At 56.1% G+C, this 15,675-nt stretch carries 14 protein-coding genes; 6 read left to right on the top strand and 8 right to left on the bottom strand.

Annotation, left to right across the window (positions count from 1 at the left end):
• Nucleotides 1–986 precede the first annotated feature (986 nt).
• From VEB01_RS05725 to VEB01_RS05735, 3 genes are all read right to left on the bottom strand, one after another.
• Nucleotides 987–2,408 (bottom strand): PhoH family protein, encoded by a 1,422-nt coding sequence (locus VEB01_RS05725; protein ID WP_324873604.1) that lies wholly within the window; start codon nt 2,406–2,408, stop codon nt 987–989.
• A 51-nt stretch (nt 2,409–2,459) separates the two neighbouring features.
• The gene (locus tag VEB01_RS05730) at nt 2,460–2,936 is read right to left on the bottom strand and encodes a peroxiredoxin (protein ID WP_324873605.1); all 477 of its coding nucleotides are present in this window, start codon (nt 2,934–2,936) and stop codon (nt 2,460–2,462) included.
• 278 nt (nt 2,937–3,214) lie between these two features.
• Nucleotides 3,215–3,763 (bottom strand): glycine cleavage system transcriptional repressor, encoded by a 549-nt coding sequence (locus tag VEB01_RS05735; protein WP_324873606.1) that lies wholly within the window; start codon nt 3,761–3,763, stop codon nt 3,215–3,217.
• Between the two features lie 158 nt (nt 3,764–3,921).
• On the opposite strand from VEB01_RS05735, the gene dapA reads away from it, so the two are divergent.
• From dapA to VEB01_RS05755, 4 genes are all read left to right on the top strand, one after another.
• A complete protein-coding gene (dapA, locus tag VEB01_RS05740) occupies nt 3,922–4,797 on the top strand; it encodes a 4-hydroxy-tetrahydrodipicolinate synthase (protein ID WP_324873607.1) in 876 nt (291 codons plus the stop codon).
• An 8-nt stretch (nt 4,798–4,805) separates the two neighbouring features.
• Nucleotides 4,806–5,480 carry an outer membrane protein assembly factor BamC gene (gene bamC, locus VEB01_RS05745; protein WP_324873608.1) on the top strand — a complete coding sequence of 225 codons (675 nt, stop codon included), beginning with the start codon at nt 4,806–4,808 and terminating at the stop codon, nt 5,478–5,480.
• Nucleotides 5,481–5,543: 63 nt separating this feature from the next.
• A complete protein-coding gene (purL, locus tag VEB01_RS05750; RefSeq protein WP_324873609.1) occupies nt 5,544–9,419 on the top strand; it encodes a phosphoribosylformylglycinamidine synthase in 3,876 nt (1,291 codons plus the stop codon).
• Nucleotides 9,420–9,494: 75 nt separating this feature from the next.
• Nucleotides 9,495–9,935, top strand: a complete 441-nt coding sequence (locus VEB01_RS05755) for an Hsp20/alpha crystallin family protein (protein WP_324873671.1) — start codon at nt 9,495–9,497, stop codon at nt 9,933–9,935.
• 225 nt (nt 9,936–10,160) lie between these two features.
• On the opposite strand, the gene VEB01_RS05760 is transcribed toward VEB01_RS05755, so the two are convergent.
• The 5 genes from VEB01_RS05760 to VEB01_RS05780 form a co-directional block, all read right to left on the bottom strand.
• Nucleotides 10,161–10,580 carry a hypothetical protein gene (locus VEB01_RS05760; protein WP_324873610.1) on the bottom strand — a complete coding sequence of 140 codons (420 nt, stop codon included), beginning with the start codon at nt 10,578–10,580 and terminating at the stop codon, nt 10,161–10,163.
• Between the two features lie 167 nt (nt 10,581–10,747).
• On the bottom strand, nt 10,748–11,032 hold the full coding sequence (locus VEB01_RS05765) for a hypothetical protein (protein ID WP_324873611.1): 285 nt from the start codon (nt 11,030–11,032) through the stop codon (nt 10,748–10,750).
• Nucleotides 11,033–11,115: 83 nt separating this feature from the next.
• Complete coding sequence (locus VEB01_RS05770; RefSeq protein ID WP_324873612.1) at nt 11,116–11,376, bottom strand: hypothetical protein; 261 nt, start codon at nt 11,374–11,376, stop codon at nt 11,116–11,118.
• A gap of 312 nt (nt 11,377–11,688) precedes the next feature.
• Entirely contained in the window at nt 11,689–13,038 is a 1,350-nt protein-coding gene (locus VEB01_RS05775) for a GH1 family beta-glucosidase (RefSeq protein WP_324873614.1), read from the bottom strand.
• Entirely contained in the window at nt 13,028–13,957 is a 930-nt protein-coding gene (locus tag VEB01_RS05780) for an alpha/beta fold hydrolase (protein ID WP_324873617.1), read from the bottom strand. The genes VEB01_RS05775 and VEB01_RS05780 overlap by 11 nt, the downstream gene beginning before the upstream one ends.
• Nucleotides 13,958–14,060: 103 nt before the next feature.
• Here VEB01_RS05780 and VEB01_RS05785 point away from each other — a divergent pair, with 103 nt between their 5' ends.
• Both VEB01_RS05785 and VEB01_RS05790 read left to right on the top strand, forming a co-directional pair.
• Entirely contained in the window at nt 14,061–14,969 is a 909-nt protein-coding gene (locus VEB01_RS05785) for a cation diffusion facilitator family transporter (RefSeq protein WP_324873619.1), read from the top strand.
• Nucleotides 14,970–15,042: 73 nt separating this feature from the next.
• Complete coding sequence (locus tag VEB01_RS05790) at nt 15,043–15,669, top strand: exopolysaccharide biosynthesis protein (RefSeq protein ID WP_324873620.1); 627 nt, start codon at nt 15,043–15,045, stop codon at nt 15,667–15,669.
• Nucleotides 15,670–15,675: the final 6 nt, after the last annotated feature.

Below are 15,675 nucleotides of genomic sequence, written 5' to 3' on the forward strand. Positions count from 1 at the left end.
GCTCCGCAAGGCTGGGCAACGCACCGTCGAGGCGATTGGGGACGCCATCGGCGAACTGTTGAATCAGCTGACTCCGGCCGAATGCACGAACTACTTCCGGAACGCCGGTTATGCCGTATAGCCGACGTGAAAATGCTCTAAAGCCTCATAGTCGAGGCCGATCTTTCAAGCAGGTTAAGGCGGCTTGACAGATCAAGCCAAGGAAATAGACCGCATCCGGTGGTTTACCGTCAAGTCCAGGAAGTATTTTCAACAGCTTCCAAAGCGCTCGTGCGGTCCGATGAATCTTGATGAAGGTGCTGCCGCGTTGACCTTGAGGCGGATCATTCGGCTTCGCTGCAACTGCTCGAATATGCAGTGGAATTAGCGGTTCAGGCGCGTATAAATCGTGTGGCAGTTGCCAAACCGCCTAAAACGGCCACGCCACGTATAACCGTGTTCCATGGCCTTTATAGGATCAGGTTGGGTACCGAAGAGCGAGACATTGTCCCGCTGACGCGGCACGCAGTGCGGATTTGACGGGTATTGCGCTTCGCTGATTTCCATCGCCGGACCATACCTTAGTGTTAACATGCCCTAACGCGCTACGACTAATCTCGTTCTTCTCCAAATATCAAGGAGAGTCTATGGAGAAGCGGCGGCGCATGAGGCTCTGCGGAATACGCCTTCACTAGTACTCGGGCATGGGGCAGCGATTCGGGTGTGAAATAGATAAAGTAAGCCTCTCCATCGTCCGATTCGGTTCCGAGCATCGCCATTCCTTTCGGCCCGTTCCGTGCGATGTAAATTCGCCGGAAGGTGCCCCGGATAACGGCTACTTCACCGCTTTCATATTCGTCGCGTGAAAGCCGGATTCTGTACCAGCTTTCAGACTCGGATGCCGTATTCTCGTCCATGGATGGTTCTCGACGGGTGACGTCTTTGTCTTAGACGGTGCCTAGGCCGAAGGATTTTCGCACCGACGCCAAGAGGTTACCTAATGTCCTCTATAAAGTCTCCGCGGCAAAGTCCGCGAGGCGGGAACGCTCGCCCCGTTTCAAGGTGATGTGCGCCGCGTGGGGCCAGTCCTTGAACCGGTCGACCACGTACGTAAGCCCGGATGTCGTACCGGTTAGGTAGGGCGTGTCGATCTGGGCGATGTTGCCGAGGCAGACGATTTTGCTGCCGGGACCGGCCCGGGTGATCAGCGTTTTCATCTGCTTCGATGTCAGGTTTTGCGCTTCGTCGAGAATGATGAACCGGTTCAGGAACGTGCGTCCGCGCATGAAATTGAGGGAACGCATCTTGACGCGGTTCAAAAGCAAGGTGTTGGTGGCCTGCCGCTCCCAATTGGAGCCGTTTTCATGGCTGCTCAATAATTCGAGGTTATCGAGCAACGCGCCCATCCACGGCGTCATCTTTTCTTCTTCGGTTCCGGGTAGAAATCCGATGTCTTCACCCAGGGGGATGGTTTCCCGGGTCATCACGATTTCCTTGTAGATTTGTTGTTCCAGGGTCATGGCGAGGCCGGCCGCCAAGGTCAAAAGCGTCTTGCCCGTTCCGGCGGTACCCAGCAGGGTGACGAAATCGATTTCCGGGTCCAGCAGCACGTTAAAGGCGAAGTTCTGCTCCCGGTTGCGCGCCTGAATGCCCCATACGGCGTGTTGCGGAGTCCGGAAGTCGCGCGCCAGCTCGATGACGGCGCTGCTGCCATTCTCTTTGCTGCGGACGATGGCCTCGAAATCCGATTCATCGGCCAAATAAAGGTACTGGTTGGGATACCAGTCTTTCACCAAAGGACCTGAAACCCGGTAGAAGGTACGACCCTGCTGATCCTGCCAGGAGTCCATCTTACTGCCGTGGGTTTCCCAGAAATTCAGCGGAAGCTCTAGAGCCCCGCTATACAGCAGATTGACGTCGTCCAGCACCTGATCGCTGTGGTAATCCTCCGCCCGTATCCCGAGCACCGATGCCTTGATCCGCATGTTGATGTCTTTCGACACCAGTACGACTTGGGTTTCCGGGCGCTCCTCGGACAAGGCCAGCGTGGTGGCGAGGATGGAATTATCCGGCAGATCGCCGGGCAAGCTTTCCGGCAGCACCGAGTTCATACGCCGAACCTGAAAAAACAAGCGTCCGCTGCATTTCTCGTCGATCCTGGCGGCGTATTGAAGTTGATTTAGCGGGATGCCGTTGTTGATAGCATGGAGGTCGGCATGTTGGATTAATTCATCCAGGAAGCGGCTGGCCTGACGGGCGTTGCGGGCAACTTCCGAGAGACCTTTTTTCGAATGGTCCAGTTCTTCCAGCACGATCATGGGGATATAGATATCGTGCTCCTGGAAACGGAACAGCGAGGCCGGATCGTGCATCAGCACGTTGGTGTCCAGTATGAAAAGCTTTAGTTCAGGGCTTTGGTCTTGGCTCATCTCGAAATTTTTCTGCAAGTGGAATGGGAAGGCTGGGGATAAAAAAGGTGCTTAGCCGCCGGAGAGTTCCCGGATTTTTCCCAGCACTGCGGCCGCGTGCCCTTTGACGCTGACTTTTCGCCATGCCGCGGCGATCGCGCCGGTTTTGTCGATGAGAAAGGTGCTGCGCTCGATGCCCCGCACCTGCTTGCCGTACATGTTCTTCATTTTGATGACGTCATAGACGGTGCAGATCGCCTCGTCTTCGTCGGAGACCAGCTCGAACGGAAATTCGAGCTTGCATTTGAAGCCTTCATGAGATTTCACGCTGTCCCGGGAGATTCCCAGAATCTCGGCATTCAAATCCTGAAACTCAGGGTATAGGTCACGAAAATCCTGGCCTTCCTGCATACAGCCGGGCGTGTTGTCCTTGGGGTAAAAATAAAGGACAACGTACTTATTCCGATAATCCGCAAGCGTGATAGTCTTGCCCGAGGTAGCCGGAGCTGAAAAATTCGGTGCGGCTTGGCCGGGAGAAAGCATGGTCATGGTGGTTCCTATGAGCTTGTGAAAAAAACCGTCGCGAGCGGTCCGCGTCCGCGCCGACAAATCGTCAGGACAGCCGATTTGCACGGCGGTGCCGCCCGGAGGGTGCCGCACAGGGAGTGTGCGGCATGCACAGTGCAGGCGTACGGCCCTCACCCCGGCACTCTCCCACAAAGGGAGAGGGAGATTCAAAGAATCGCTTGCGCGATGCTTGGGTTAGATCGGGTACGTTGAGCAGGCGTGGAATCGGGTTGCGCAGTAGGTTTTTCACAAGCTCTGTGTCAGCGTTTTACGGGTTCGAGTATAGCGTCCAGATTTTGCTGATCGCAGAAATCCAGAAATTCGTCGCGTAGCGAAACGATGCGCATCCCTGTCGGGATCTTGACAACCATATGTGCGAGAAACAAAGGCGTGCCGCTGAAGGGCGCCGGATAGCGGCTGGTGCTGAGATCCAGAATCTTGATGTTGCGGGTGGCGAGAAACGCACTGAGCTCGTGAATGCTGTTGATTTGGTCCGTGGCGAAGATGTCGATCGCGTAGGGCAGGGTATTGTCGTCGCGATCCTCCAGCTCCCGCCCGCGCAGCGTATTGATCTTCATGGCAAAGCGGTTGGCCAGGTTTTCGAATGCGCTTTCCAGCCGTACGATATGATTCCAATTGCCCTCGACCAACAAATGGCCGGCGAATTCATGTCCCAGCTCAGTCATCCGGCTTTCCAGAATCGTGCATTTGCAGTCCTTGATCATGCGAGTGAGTTCCACGATCAGATCGGGGCGGTCTTCGCCTAGGACGGTGATGACGAGCTGCATAGAAGTGTCGTTTCTCTTCATGAAAAAATGCGAAAAGTGTATCACTTTCATCCGGTTGATGCCGCTGCCCACGCGGCTCCGGTGCCAGAGTTTTTTACCTTGTCCGTTGGAGTTGCGCGGTTGTCAGAAGGCGGCGACGCACGGTAACATGATCTTTTTATTGAACCGAGTTAAGTTGCATGATTCAAGGTAGCATCGTCGCATTGGTGACCCCGATGAAACGGGACGGCACATTGGACGACGAAAGTTTGGGCCGCTTGATCGAATTTCATATCGAGCAGGGAACCGATGCCATCGTTGCCGTGGGCACCACTGGAGAATCGGCGACTCTCGATGAGGCGGAGCACTGCCGTGTGATTCAATTCGTGGTGGACCGGATTGCCGGACGGGTTCTCGTGATTGCCGGTACCGGCGCCAACTCCACTACCGAAGCGATCAATCTGACAGCTCGAGCCAAGGACGTGGGGGCGGATGCGTGCCTGCTGGTGACGCCCTATTATAATAAGCCCACGCAGGAAGGTCTTTATCTTCATTATAAAGCCATCGCCGAGGCGGTGGACATCCCCCAGATTCTTTATAACGTCCCTGGCCGAACCGCTTGCGATATGTTGCCGGCAACCGTCGCTCGTCTTGCCAAGATTCCCAATATTGTCGGTATCAAAGAAGCCACCGGCAATCTGGACCGAGCAAGGGAAATTATGCGCTTGTGCGGCCCGGATTTCCTCCTTTATTCCGGCGACGATGCGACCGCGTGCGAGTTCTGTCTTCTCGGCGGAAAAGGTGTGATCTCGGTTACGGCCAATGTAGCGCCCAAGCTAATGCATGAGATGTGCGCGGCGGCTGTCACCGGCGACGCGCAAACAGCCAAGAGCATCGATGCCAAGCTGGCGGCTCTCCATCGCGACTTGTTCATCGAATCGAATCCGATTCCGGTCAAATGGGCGGTACATGAAATGGGGTGGATTGAATCGGGCATACGCTTGCCGCTGACTTGGCTGTCGGAGAGCTGTTGGGAGACGGTGCGCAGCGCAATGCGACAAGCCGGTGTAGCCTAACGCACAGTATGAATCGGTTCGACGCCAGAGCGGTTATTTTGGTCTCAGTCGCTCTCATTTTGAGCGGTTGCAGCTTCGTCAGCGGCCTTTTTCCCGATAAACAGAAACAATATAAATACAGCACTGAAATTCCTCCGTTGGAAATTCCCCCGGATTTGCAGGCATCGACCATCGAAGGAGCGGATGACAGGCCAGCGGCGGATGAAGAAAAAGAGCAGTCCGATCGGGATAGCCCGTCCGCGGAGACAGATGCCAAACCTAAAAAGCAGCCGGTTGGTCCGTCAGCCACTTTGGCACAGAATTCCGATGACATTCCCCTGATCGAGCTCGAAGCGCCCTACGCTGAGGCCTGGAACGACATGGGCAAGGCTCTTGGCCGGCTGAAGCTGGAAGTAAGCGATCAGAACCGTTCGGACGGACTTTATTATGTCTATTTCAGCGGCGAGGATGCACCTTACGAAGATCGGGGCCTTCTGGGTGACATCGGTTCCTTCTTCTCGGGATCCGGAACGCCGGCCAAGGAATATCGGGTCAAGTTGGAGGGCAGGCGGGACGTGACCGTAATCTATGTTCTTGACCAGGACGGCAAGCCACAGACCGAAGGGCCGGGATTCGAGCTACTCAAGCGTCTGCACCAAACGCTGCAGTCTCTCGAAGAGCCTCAGGAACCGGAAAAGCAATAGCTTTTTCGCGTCGTTTCCAACCAGCGATGTCGTTTATCGCTGACCACAGTAGAAATTCAGATCATGTTTGCTAAGTTTTCCGGTCCTCCCGCTCTCTCTGCATTCCGTCTGCAAAAACTGCTGGCCGATCTTCAGTGTGTCGAGCCGTCCATCGTCGAAGTCTCGGCCGCTTATGTGCATTTCGCCGAGATTACACGCGAGTTGAACGGGTTGGAGAACCGTACGCTGGAAAGCATTCTGGCTTACGGGCCGGCTCACGATTCGCGCGTCGTAGGCGACTATTTCTTGGTGGTGCCGCGGCTCGGCACCATCTCACCGTGGTCCAGCAAGGCGACCGACATCGTGCGGCGCAGCGATCTGGTCGCTGTTCTTCGCGTCGAAAGAGGTGTCGAATATCACATCCGCAGCGGCGAAGCGATTAGCCGCGCCAAGCAAGACGCCATAAGGCCTTTACTCCATGATCGGATGACTCAAACGGTGTTGGGACGCGGCCAAGAGCATCTCCTGTTCCAGCACCACGCGCCGGCGCCGCTGGAATACATCCCCGTGCTCGAAGAGGGAAAATGGGCGCTGATCAAGGCAAACCGCAGTCTCGGCTTGGCTTTGTCCGAGGACGAACTGGATTATTTGGTTGAAAGCTTCACGGCGCTCCGGCGGAATCCGTCCGACGTGGAATTGATGATGTTCGCCCAGGCCAACTCCGAGCATTGCCGGCACAAGATTTTCAATGCCGATTGGCGTATCGACGGTGAATCGCAGGCCGAAACGTTGTTCGGCATGATTAGAAACACGAGCGAGCAGTCTCCGGATGGGGTTCTATCCGCCTACCGGGACAATGCCGCCGTCGTCCAAGGCACGACCGCGAAAGTATTTCTACGCGACCCCGAAACCTTGGAATATGGTTATCGGGAAGAGCCGGTTCATCTCCTGATGAAGGTGGAAACCCACAATCATCCGACGGCCGTTTCACCCCATCCCGGCGCGGCGACCGGTTCCGGCGGAGAAATTCGGGACGAGGCGGCTACCGGGCGCGGCTCGCAGACTAAGGCCGGGCTCACCGGCTTTACCGTATCCCATCTCCGTATCCCCGGTTTTCATCAGCCTTGGGAAAAGGATTACGGCAAGCCGGGCCGCATCGCCTCCGCGCTCGACATCATGCTGCAAGGCCCTATCGGCGGGGCGGCGTTCAACAACGAATTCGGCCGCCCCAATCTGTGCGGCTATTTCCGCACGTTCGAGCAGCCGGCTCCGGATGGCTCCGGGCTGCACGGCTATCACAAGCCGATCATGATCGCGGGCGGAATGGGAAATATCCGGCCGCATCATCTCGGCAAAGAAGCGATTCCCCCGGGAGCGCCTATCGTAGTGCTTGGCGGCCCTGCCATGCTCATCGGCCTTGGTGGCGGGGCGGCGTCCTCCGTCGCATCGGGCGAGAGTGCCGAGGATTTGGACTTTGCGTCCGTCCAGCGGGAGAACCCCGAGATGCAGAGGCGCTGCCAGGAAGTGATCAACCGCTGCACCGCGATGGGTGAGGGCAGCCCGATCCTATCCATCCACGATGTGGGCGCCGGCGGGCTGTCCAATGCCGTGCCTGAGATTATCCACGACTCGGCGCGGGGAGGCCGTTTCGATCTCCGCAACATCCTCATCGACGAGCCGGGCATGTCGCCGATGCAGATCTGGTGCAACGAATCGCAGGAACGTTATGTTCTGGCACTCAAGCCGGAGTCATTGGACCAATTCCGGGCATTCTGCGAGCGGGAGCGCTGTCCCTATGCGGTAATCGGCTATGCGACGGAAGAAGAGCGGCTGGTCCTCGGCGATGGTCAATTTGGCACTCACCCGATTGATATTCCCATGGCGCTGCTGTTCGGCAAGCCGCCGAAGATGCAGCGCGACGTCACTAGAATTCGGCCCGCATCGTCCGCCATCTGTTGTGCCGGCATCGAAATTCGGGAGGCGGCTCACCGGGTATTGAGTTTACCTGCCGTTGCAGATAAACGCTTTTTAATCACCATCGGAGATCGGTCGGTCGGCGGATTGGTGGCGCGCGATCAGATGGTCGGGCCTTGGCAGGTGCCGGTGGCGGACGTAGCAGTTACTGCCTCGGGTTTTCAGGCGCATACCGGCGAGGCGATGGCCATGGGCGAACGCACACCCTTGGCGGTGGTCGATGCGCCGGCGTCCGGCCGCATGGCTGTGGGAGAGGCTTTGACGAATATCGCCGCCGCTCAAATTGGCTCCTTGAGCCAGGTGAAGCTTTCCGCCAACTGGATGGCGGCGGCCGGTGCTCCCGGTGAAGACGCCAAGCTATTCGATACGGTAAAAGCCGTCGGCTTGGAGCTGTGTCCCGCCTTAGGCATCGCCATTCCGGTGGGCAAAGATTCCTTATCCATGAAGACCGTATGGCGGCAGAACGACCGGGACATCGTCATGACTGCGCCCCTGTCACTCATTATTTCCGCATTCGCGCCGGTCATCGACGTGCGCCGCACGTTGACGCCGGAGCTTCAGCTTGAATGCGGCCCGACGCGCTTGATTTTGATCGATCTCGGTCAAGGCAAGAACCGGTTGGGCGCTTCCGCCTTGGCTCAGGTATACGGGCAAATCGGGGGCGAATCCCCCGACCTCGGCGACCCGGCGATGTTCAAATCCTTTTTCGCCGCAATCCAATCCTTGAACGAGGACGGCCGATTGCTGGCTTATCACGATCGATCCGACGGCGGTCTGTTCGCAACTCTGTGCGAAATGGCCTTCGCAGCGCGCTGCGGCCTCGAAATCGACGTCTCCGGTCTCGGGGAAGATGCTATCGCCGCTCTCTTTTCCGAGGAGCTCGGGGTTGTTGTGCAGGTCCGCGAGACGGACCTAAAAGTGGTCACGGATCGGCTCGATCAATCGGGGCTCGGCCGGTTCAGCCATGTCATCGGCATGCCTCGTGCCGACAAACAAATCGTGTTCAAGCGGGGCGATGAGATCTTGCTGTCCCAGGCCCGCGCCGAACTACAGCCGATCTGGTCGGAAACCAGTTACCGCATGCAGGCGTTACGTGATAATCCGAACTGCGCCCGTCGGGAATTCGAAGCAATTGCGGATGAGGCCGATTCGGGGCTTAAAGCCGAGTTGACCTTCGATCCCAGCCACGATGTTGCCGCGCCTTTTTTCAATAAAGGCCGTCCGCGCGTGGCGATCCTCCGGGAGCAAGGGGTGAATGGCCATGTGGAAATGGCGGCGGCATTCGACCGGGCCGGTTTCACGGCGGTCGACGTGCATATGAGCGACATCCTGTCCGGGCACGTGAGCCTTCGTGATTTTGTCGGTTTGGCCGCTTGCGGCGGCTTCTCCTATGGCGATGTTTTAGGCGCCGGGGGCGGCTGGGCGAAATCGATATTGCTCAATACTCGCGGCCGCGATGAATTCGAAGCGTTCTTCAACCGGCAGGACACATTCGGTCTCGGGGTCTGCAACGGCTGCCAGATGATGTCCCATCTCGCTGAATTGATTCCCGGCGCCATGCACTGGCCACGCTTCGTTCGAAACGAGTCCGAGCAATTCGAAGCGCGGGTGGCTTTGGTGGAAGTTCAGAGATCGCCATCCATCTTGTTCGCCGGCATGGAGGGATCGCGTATGCCGGTCGTCGTGGCCCACGGCGAAGGGCGGGCCCAGTTCCACGACGATGCGCGCAAGGCGCTCAGCCTCGGCGTGGTCTCGCTATGCTACACGGATACTTACGGGAAAGTTACCGACGCATTTCCTCATAATCCGAACGGATCACCGCTGGGCATCACCGGCCTGACGACGCTCGACGGCCGTTTCACCATCATGATGCCGCATCCGGAACGGTGTTTCCGCACTATACAGAATTCCTGGCATCCGAAGGAATGGGGCGAGTACGGACCATGGATGCGCCTATTCCGAAATGCAAGGGCCTGGGCCGGCTAATTTGCGAATGCTTGAAAAACCAACTCACGCCTCCATATTGGATTTAGAGCAGAGACTCTTCAAATAAAGGAGGTAATCACGATGAGTAGGTATGAACCCTGGAGCCTTTTGAATCAGCTCCAAAGAGAGCTCGAGCGCTCGTTCGAAGGTGGCCGTCCTGGTACCGATACCGCAGCTACCGCGGAATGGACCCCCGCCGTAGACATCAAAGAGGAAGCTGACCGCTATATTTTATGGGCCGATCTGCCCGGTGTAAGCCCGGACAGCATCGATATCACGATGGAGAACGGCATACTTACGCTGAAAGGCGAGCGCCAAACTGAAGCGACGGCCCGCCGCGAAGGACTGAAACGCGTCGAGCGAGTCCATGGCTCTTTCTATCGCCGTTTTTCGCTGCCGGATACCGCTGATGCGGAAGGCATCTCGGCCCGTTGCAGCAACGGCATATTGGAAATCTCTATACCGAAGAAAGCCGCCATACAGCCGAAGAAGATCACAGTGACCGGCGAGGGCTAAAAGGAAAAGGGCAGTTCCCGATTTCAGGTTGAGAATAGGCGCTAAAGCGCCCATTCCTTTTCGGCGATCCGTTGCCCGGGTATGCAGAAAGAGCCAATTGTCGCTGCTGCACCGATTCTCGTGGGTAAAACCTGACGGGAAAAGCCCCGCCAGGTTTTGCCGGGATAGTCCATCGAACGTCACAAAATCGATGTCGCTGTTTATCAAGTAGCTCCTGACCTCTATTTAGGATTTGGTTGCTCTTCGTCTAGTTCTTTGCGGTTTTGCCTGTGACCTTTGCGGATCGCTTGCGCTCTGCGCGACGCGTCTGGTTGGGCTCTTTGGCGGTTCGGTTATCGGTGTGGAGTGCGCTTCAAAGTTTTCGACAGCGGTCGGATTCGCGGCGGGGAAATGTCCTTTAGCTACATCCGAATAGCTTTCTGGCAGATCGGTGACTTGAGATAACCGATGCCCAAAAGCAAAGATAAAATAAACTAGCGCCGAGAGCAGTAAGATCGATAGCAGGACGGGCGGGTCGATCAGAAGCAGAAAGGCAAAATTAATGATAAACAGACTCGTTTGAATAGGATAATCCAGGATGACAGAGATGAACTTTTGCCAGTCTGGTATGCCGGTTTTAGGTTCCGATGCCTTTGCCGTATTCACATCCGTGCTCCATTGCTAGCATGCCGATTCATAATCAATCCGTTGTGGACGATTTCGTTGCCGCCACACAACAATTTAACTACCGATGTCTTATCGATTTTCCCCATCGCTATCTCCTCGTTAGTGAAGGAAAAAACTTCTGAAGTAACGACGTTAAGATTTTTCGCTCAAGATTGCGGAGCCTCGACCTTCGGTCGAGGCTGTTTTTCAGCGCTCATGCTTGCAGCGAACGATTTTGTACTGAAGAACATTGCGAGATAAACCAGGCCCGCGAGCAGCAGGAAACGGAGCAGCAGCGGCTCTCGTCCGAAGCTCAATAAGGCAAAGTCCGTCACGAAGAGACTGGTCAGCAGCGGATAATTCAAAAAGACCTCTCCGTTCAAACGTTCGAGGACCGTTTTCAGGCCGAAGCCTGACTTCGGGTTTGAGGTCGAGGATGTCAGATCGGACATACGTTTCTCCGGAAAATAAACAATCCGATACGCGCCGTATCGGATCGAGCAGTGCGTTCCAAAAGCTCTAAACGGTGTTGAGCTTACTTCTTGATGAATTCAGGATTTTGATAAATGACGGTCGGCCTGAAATTGGAGCCCGGATACTTATCATCCGCATGCGTATCGGATTGATCGTCCGAAGAGTGCGTTGACCCGTTTGGGGTGATCAATTCAGGATTTTGATAAATCACCGTGGGCTTGAAATCATGTCCGGGATAACGCGAATCCTCGTCAGCAAAGGCGCAGGGCACCGCGGTGACGGCTAAACTCGCGCTCAAAACTAACGTGCTGATTTTTGCCATAAGTAGTTCCTCCTCAAAATTTTTTATGTTCTAAAACTGAATATTGGCTAACCCTTGATACGAGTACGGTTATTCAGTTCCTGAATGACCGCGCATTATAACAATCAAGTGAATAGTGTGTTGCATGTCGGTGAAGATTATCTTGTAAGCATTGGCCGATAACAACGTTGTTTTTATATCGAGTTACAGGCTAAAAGCGATTGCGAGTAATATCCCTTCATACCAGACGTTGTACCGTGTTCCCGGCAAGCTCGCTTTCGTGCCGATGACGGAGCCATATCCCATGGAGGGGAGCTGCGAGCCTTTGCTCGTTCAATCCCAAATTACTGCCCCATTGCTCTCGATAACCTGCCGATAAAACCAACCACTGGCTTTGGGGGTACGTTCTTGTGTGGCGTAATCGACCTGTACTAGGCCGAAGCGCTTGGAAAAGCCACAGGCCCATTCGAAATTATCGAGCAGAGACCAGGCGAAATAGCCCTTCAGATTAGCCCCTTGCTGAATGGCTTCCTGCGCCGCGCGAAGATGGGTGCGGAAATAGTCGATTCGGCGCACATCATCGATACGTCCTTCCCTCGATGCCGAGTCGGCCAAGGCGGCGCCGTTTTCCGTGACGTACAGTGGGACGTCCCCGTAACGCCTTTTCACCCAAAGCAGGCAGGATTTCAACCCATCGGGAAACACTTCCCAATTCATTTCCGTGTGCTCGGCGTTCGCTTGCGGTACCGGGGAGGCATAGAAAGGCGGCGAGGATGGGTCGCTGCGGACTACCGATCGGGTGTAGTAGTTGATGCCGAGAAAATCGATGGGTTCCTGGATCAGCTTTAGGTCGTCTTCGGGAAAGCGGGGCCAATCGCGTCCGAATATTTCGGCGAGTTCATCGGGATAGGCTCCCAAGAAGACGGGATCGAGAAATTGCCGGTTCATATAGGCATGGGTTCGCGCCATGGCGGCCGCATCCTCGAGGGCGTTCGAGGCGGCATACTTGGGCTCCAGGTTCACCACCAAACCGATTTGGCCTTTGCCGTCCGCGCGAAAAGCCTGTACCGCCGATGCGTGAGCGCGCAACAAGTTATGGGCCGCTAACGGAGCCTTTTCCAACGATTTGATCCCCGGAGGATGGACGCCATGCATGTAGCCGGCATCGACGATCACCCAAGGCTCGTTGAGGGTGGTCCAGTAACGCACCCTATCTTCCAAGGCTCGGAAGATCAGGTGGGCGTAATCGGCAAACCAGTGGGCCGAGTCGCGGTTAGCCCAGCCGCCGAGATCGTCAAGCGCCGTCGGGAGATCCCAATGGTGCAGCGTCACAAACGGCTCGATGCCGTTGGTGGCGAGCGCATCCGCCAAGTTACGATAGAAGTCCAGGCCCTTCTCACTCGGCTTTCCCCGCCCGTCAGGGAGCGCGCGGCTCCAGGCAATGCTGAACCGGTAAGCCTTGAGTCCCAGTTCCTTCATGAGCCTCACGTCATCTACCCAGCGCCGGTAGTGGTCGCAGGCCACATCGCCGGTATCGCCGTTGTGAATCGCTCCCGGTATGCGGCAGAACCGGTGCCAGTTACTGGGGCCTGCTCCGTCGGCCAAAGGCGAGCCTTCGATCTGATAGGCGGAGGTGGCGGCACCCCAGAGGAAATTTTCGGGGAATCGGGTGTTATCCATCATATCTTCTGAGTGAATTAGCTTTTCTAAGGGAGTCGATCATTCTTCCTATCGCATCGACAATCAAATCAGGCTCATCCAGCGGAACGTTATGGGCGCTTTTTGGGGCCAGCAAAACTTCGCCATATTTATAGCGCCCGGCGAGTTCCCTTTGCAGCCGCAACCATTCGCGCTCGATATCGTCCCCAAGTTGTCCGTCCGGCATGATTCGAACGCCGTGCATGATAATGGTGAATGGCGTATCCGGATAAACATCGGCGGAACGAAGCTCGCGGCTGCTTTCCTCATAGGCGCCCGCTTCCGCCAGAATCGCGCGCAACGTTTTAGGGGATACGCCGAATGAGGGAGCCAAGGGTTCCGGATCGATCAGTTCGACGATGGCGCTCAACAATCCGGGGTCCCAAAAGCCCCGCAGCACCCCGTGGGGATCGATCTCGCGCATGATGCGGTGTTCAAAGATGCTTTCCGCCTGATCTTCATGGGGCGTATCCACCAGCACCAGGCCGGCTGTTTGCTCGGGAAAAAGCCCCGCGAATAGCCGCATGTTGTAGCCGCCGAACGAGTGTCCGGCGAGGAGATAAGGCGGCGGCACTTCTTCTTGTATGTGCTCCAATAAGGTCCGCAGTTCCGTGGCGATACGGCTGCTGGTCCGGGGTGGGGGGCCGCGGTCGCTGAAACCGTAACCGGCCCGGTCGTAAATACATGTTTGCGTAACGGTGGCGAGCTTGCTCTGCACTTTGATCCAATCCGTCGATGAACCGCCGAGCCCGTGATCGAGAATCACGGACGACGTGCCGCGCCCCATACAGTGGATGTGCAAACGATAGCCGCCCACGTCCACCAGCCGGCCCGGCGGCTCCTCGGCTGCGGCGAGCGGAATTGAAATGAGCAGGATTAGGGTTTTCAGTACACGTTGCATCATGCCTTTCTCTTGGAGTGCAAGACCGGTCGTTCTGTGCCGTACCCTAAGGAGTGCTATGCTTTTTCCCGCCTTCCATATGCAAGAAAAAACGCCAAGAGGAGTCATGTCTCATCAAGCCGATTCTCTGAAGTCGATATTCTTCGCCTTGGGCGCAAATGCCGCCATAGCTGCTGCCAAGCTGTTCGCCGCCATTCACACCGGCTCTAATTCGATGCTGGCGGAGGCCATTCATTCTTTTGCCGATTGCGGCAATCAAGGGTTGCTGATTCTGGGCCTCAAACGGGCGAAACGTCCGCCTTCGCCCGATTTTCCCCTGGGATACGGCAAAGCGATTTATTTCTGGTCGTTCATCGTCGCGCTGATCCTGTTCAGCATGGGCGGATTATTCTCGATTTACGAAGGCATACACAAGCTGGAGGCGCACGAAGGGCTGGAGTCGCCGTGGCTCGCGGTCGGAATCCTGGCATTCAGCATCATCATGGAAAGCGTCTCGCTCTACGGATGTATGAGAGAGGTCAATAAGGCGCGGGGTAACAGAGGACTTTGGCAATGGTTCCGTGACACTCGTCAGAGCGAGCTGATCGTGGTTTTGGGCGAAGACGTGGCGGCCTTGGCGGGCTTGGTGTTCGCCCTTATCGCTGTCGGGTTGGCCATGGCGACGGGCGATCCGGTCTACGATGCGGCCGGCAGTATCGCGATCGGTGCGTTGTTGGTCTTGGTCGCCGTGGGTATCGGTGTGGAAATCTCCGCCTTGCTGATCGGGCAAAGCGTGGAACCGGAAACCAGACATGCCATCCATAACTATCTGGACAAATGCGAGGAAATCGGCCAAGTATTCAATCTGATTACATTGCAACTCGGCAGCGACGTGATGGTGGCGGTAAAGGCGAAGATGCGACGGGCAGCCGAAATGAATGAGATGATTGCCGATATCAATCGCTGCGAAGCCGGTTTGAAGACGTCATTCCCGCAGGTGAAATGGGTGTTTTTCGAACCCGACGTGACCGATTGACCGGTTTATCGGCGAAATCGCAGGCGTCGAATTTTCTACTATTCCGAATAGAGACAGAGACGATTGTTCAATCTTGAGCGGTTATAGACATCTTATAACGGCGCTAAAACAGCTCCGTAAGCATGCGGAAGTCGGCGGTGTCACGATTGGTCACGTACTTGACGCTCTTCAAGAGGCGAGTTTTTGCCTAGTCGCCCTTTTTCTAGCCTTGCCGTTTCTTCAACCCCTCTTGCCTCTTGGTCCATTCTCCACTGCGGGCGGGTTCGCTTTTATCGTACTTGGAGCCCAATTACTGATGGGCTATCCGGAGCCTGTTTTGCCGAAGCGCATTCGCGGCATTCGCGTTGCTCCGAAAGTGCTTAAGCTGATTACCGTTTACACCTTGAAATTTCTCGGATGGTGCCGCCGTTACACACGGCTCCGCTATTTAAGCTGGGTAAGCGGACGACAGGGACAGGTGGTAACCGGCGGGATCATGCTCGCCGGCGGACTCATCATAATTATTCCGTTCTTCGGCATTCCCTTGAACGATTTCTTTCCCGCGTTAGCCATCGTGTCCGCGTGCCTGGGCGAGCTCGAGCAGGACGGTTTGATGATCTTCGTGGCTTTCGTCTGGCTTGCCGTGGGCGTGCTCTATTGCGCCTTTCTGCTGATCACGTTGGCCCTCTTCGGATGGGAGGCGTTTTCCTATTTCTTTTGAGGTTAC

It is taken from the genome of Methylocaldum sp. (assembly GCF_035627495.1).
Taxonomy (GTDB): domain Bacteria; phylum Pseudomonadota; class Gammaproteobacteria; order Methylococcales; family Methylococcaceae; genus Methylocaldum.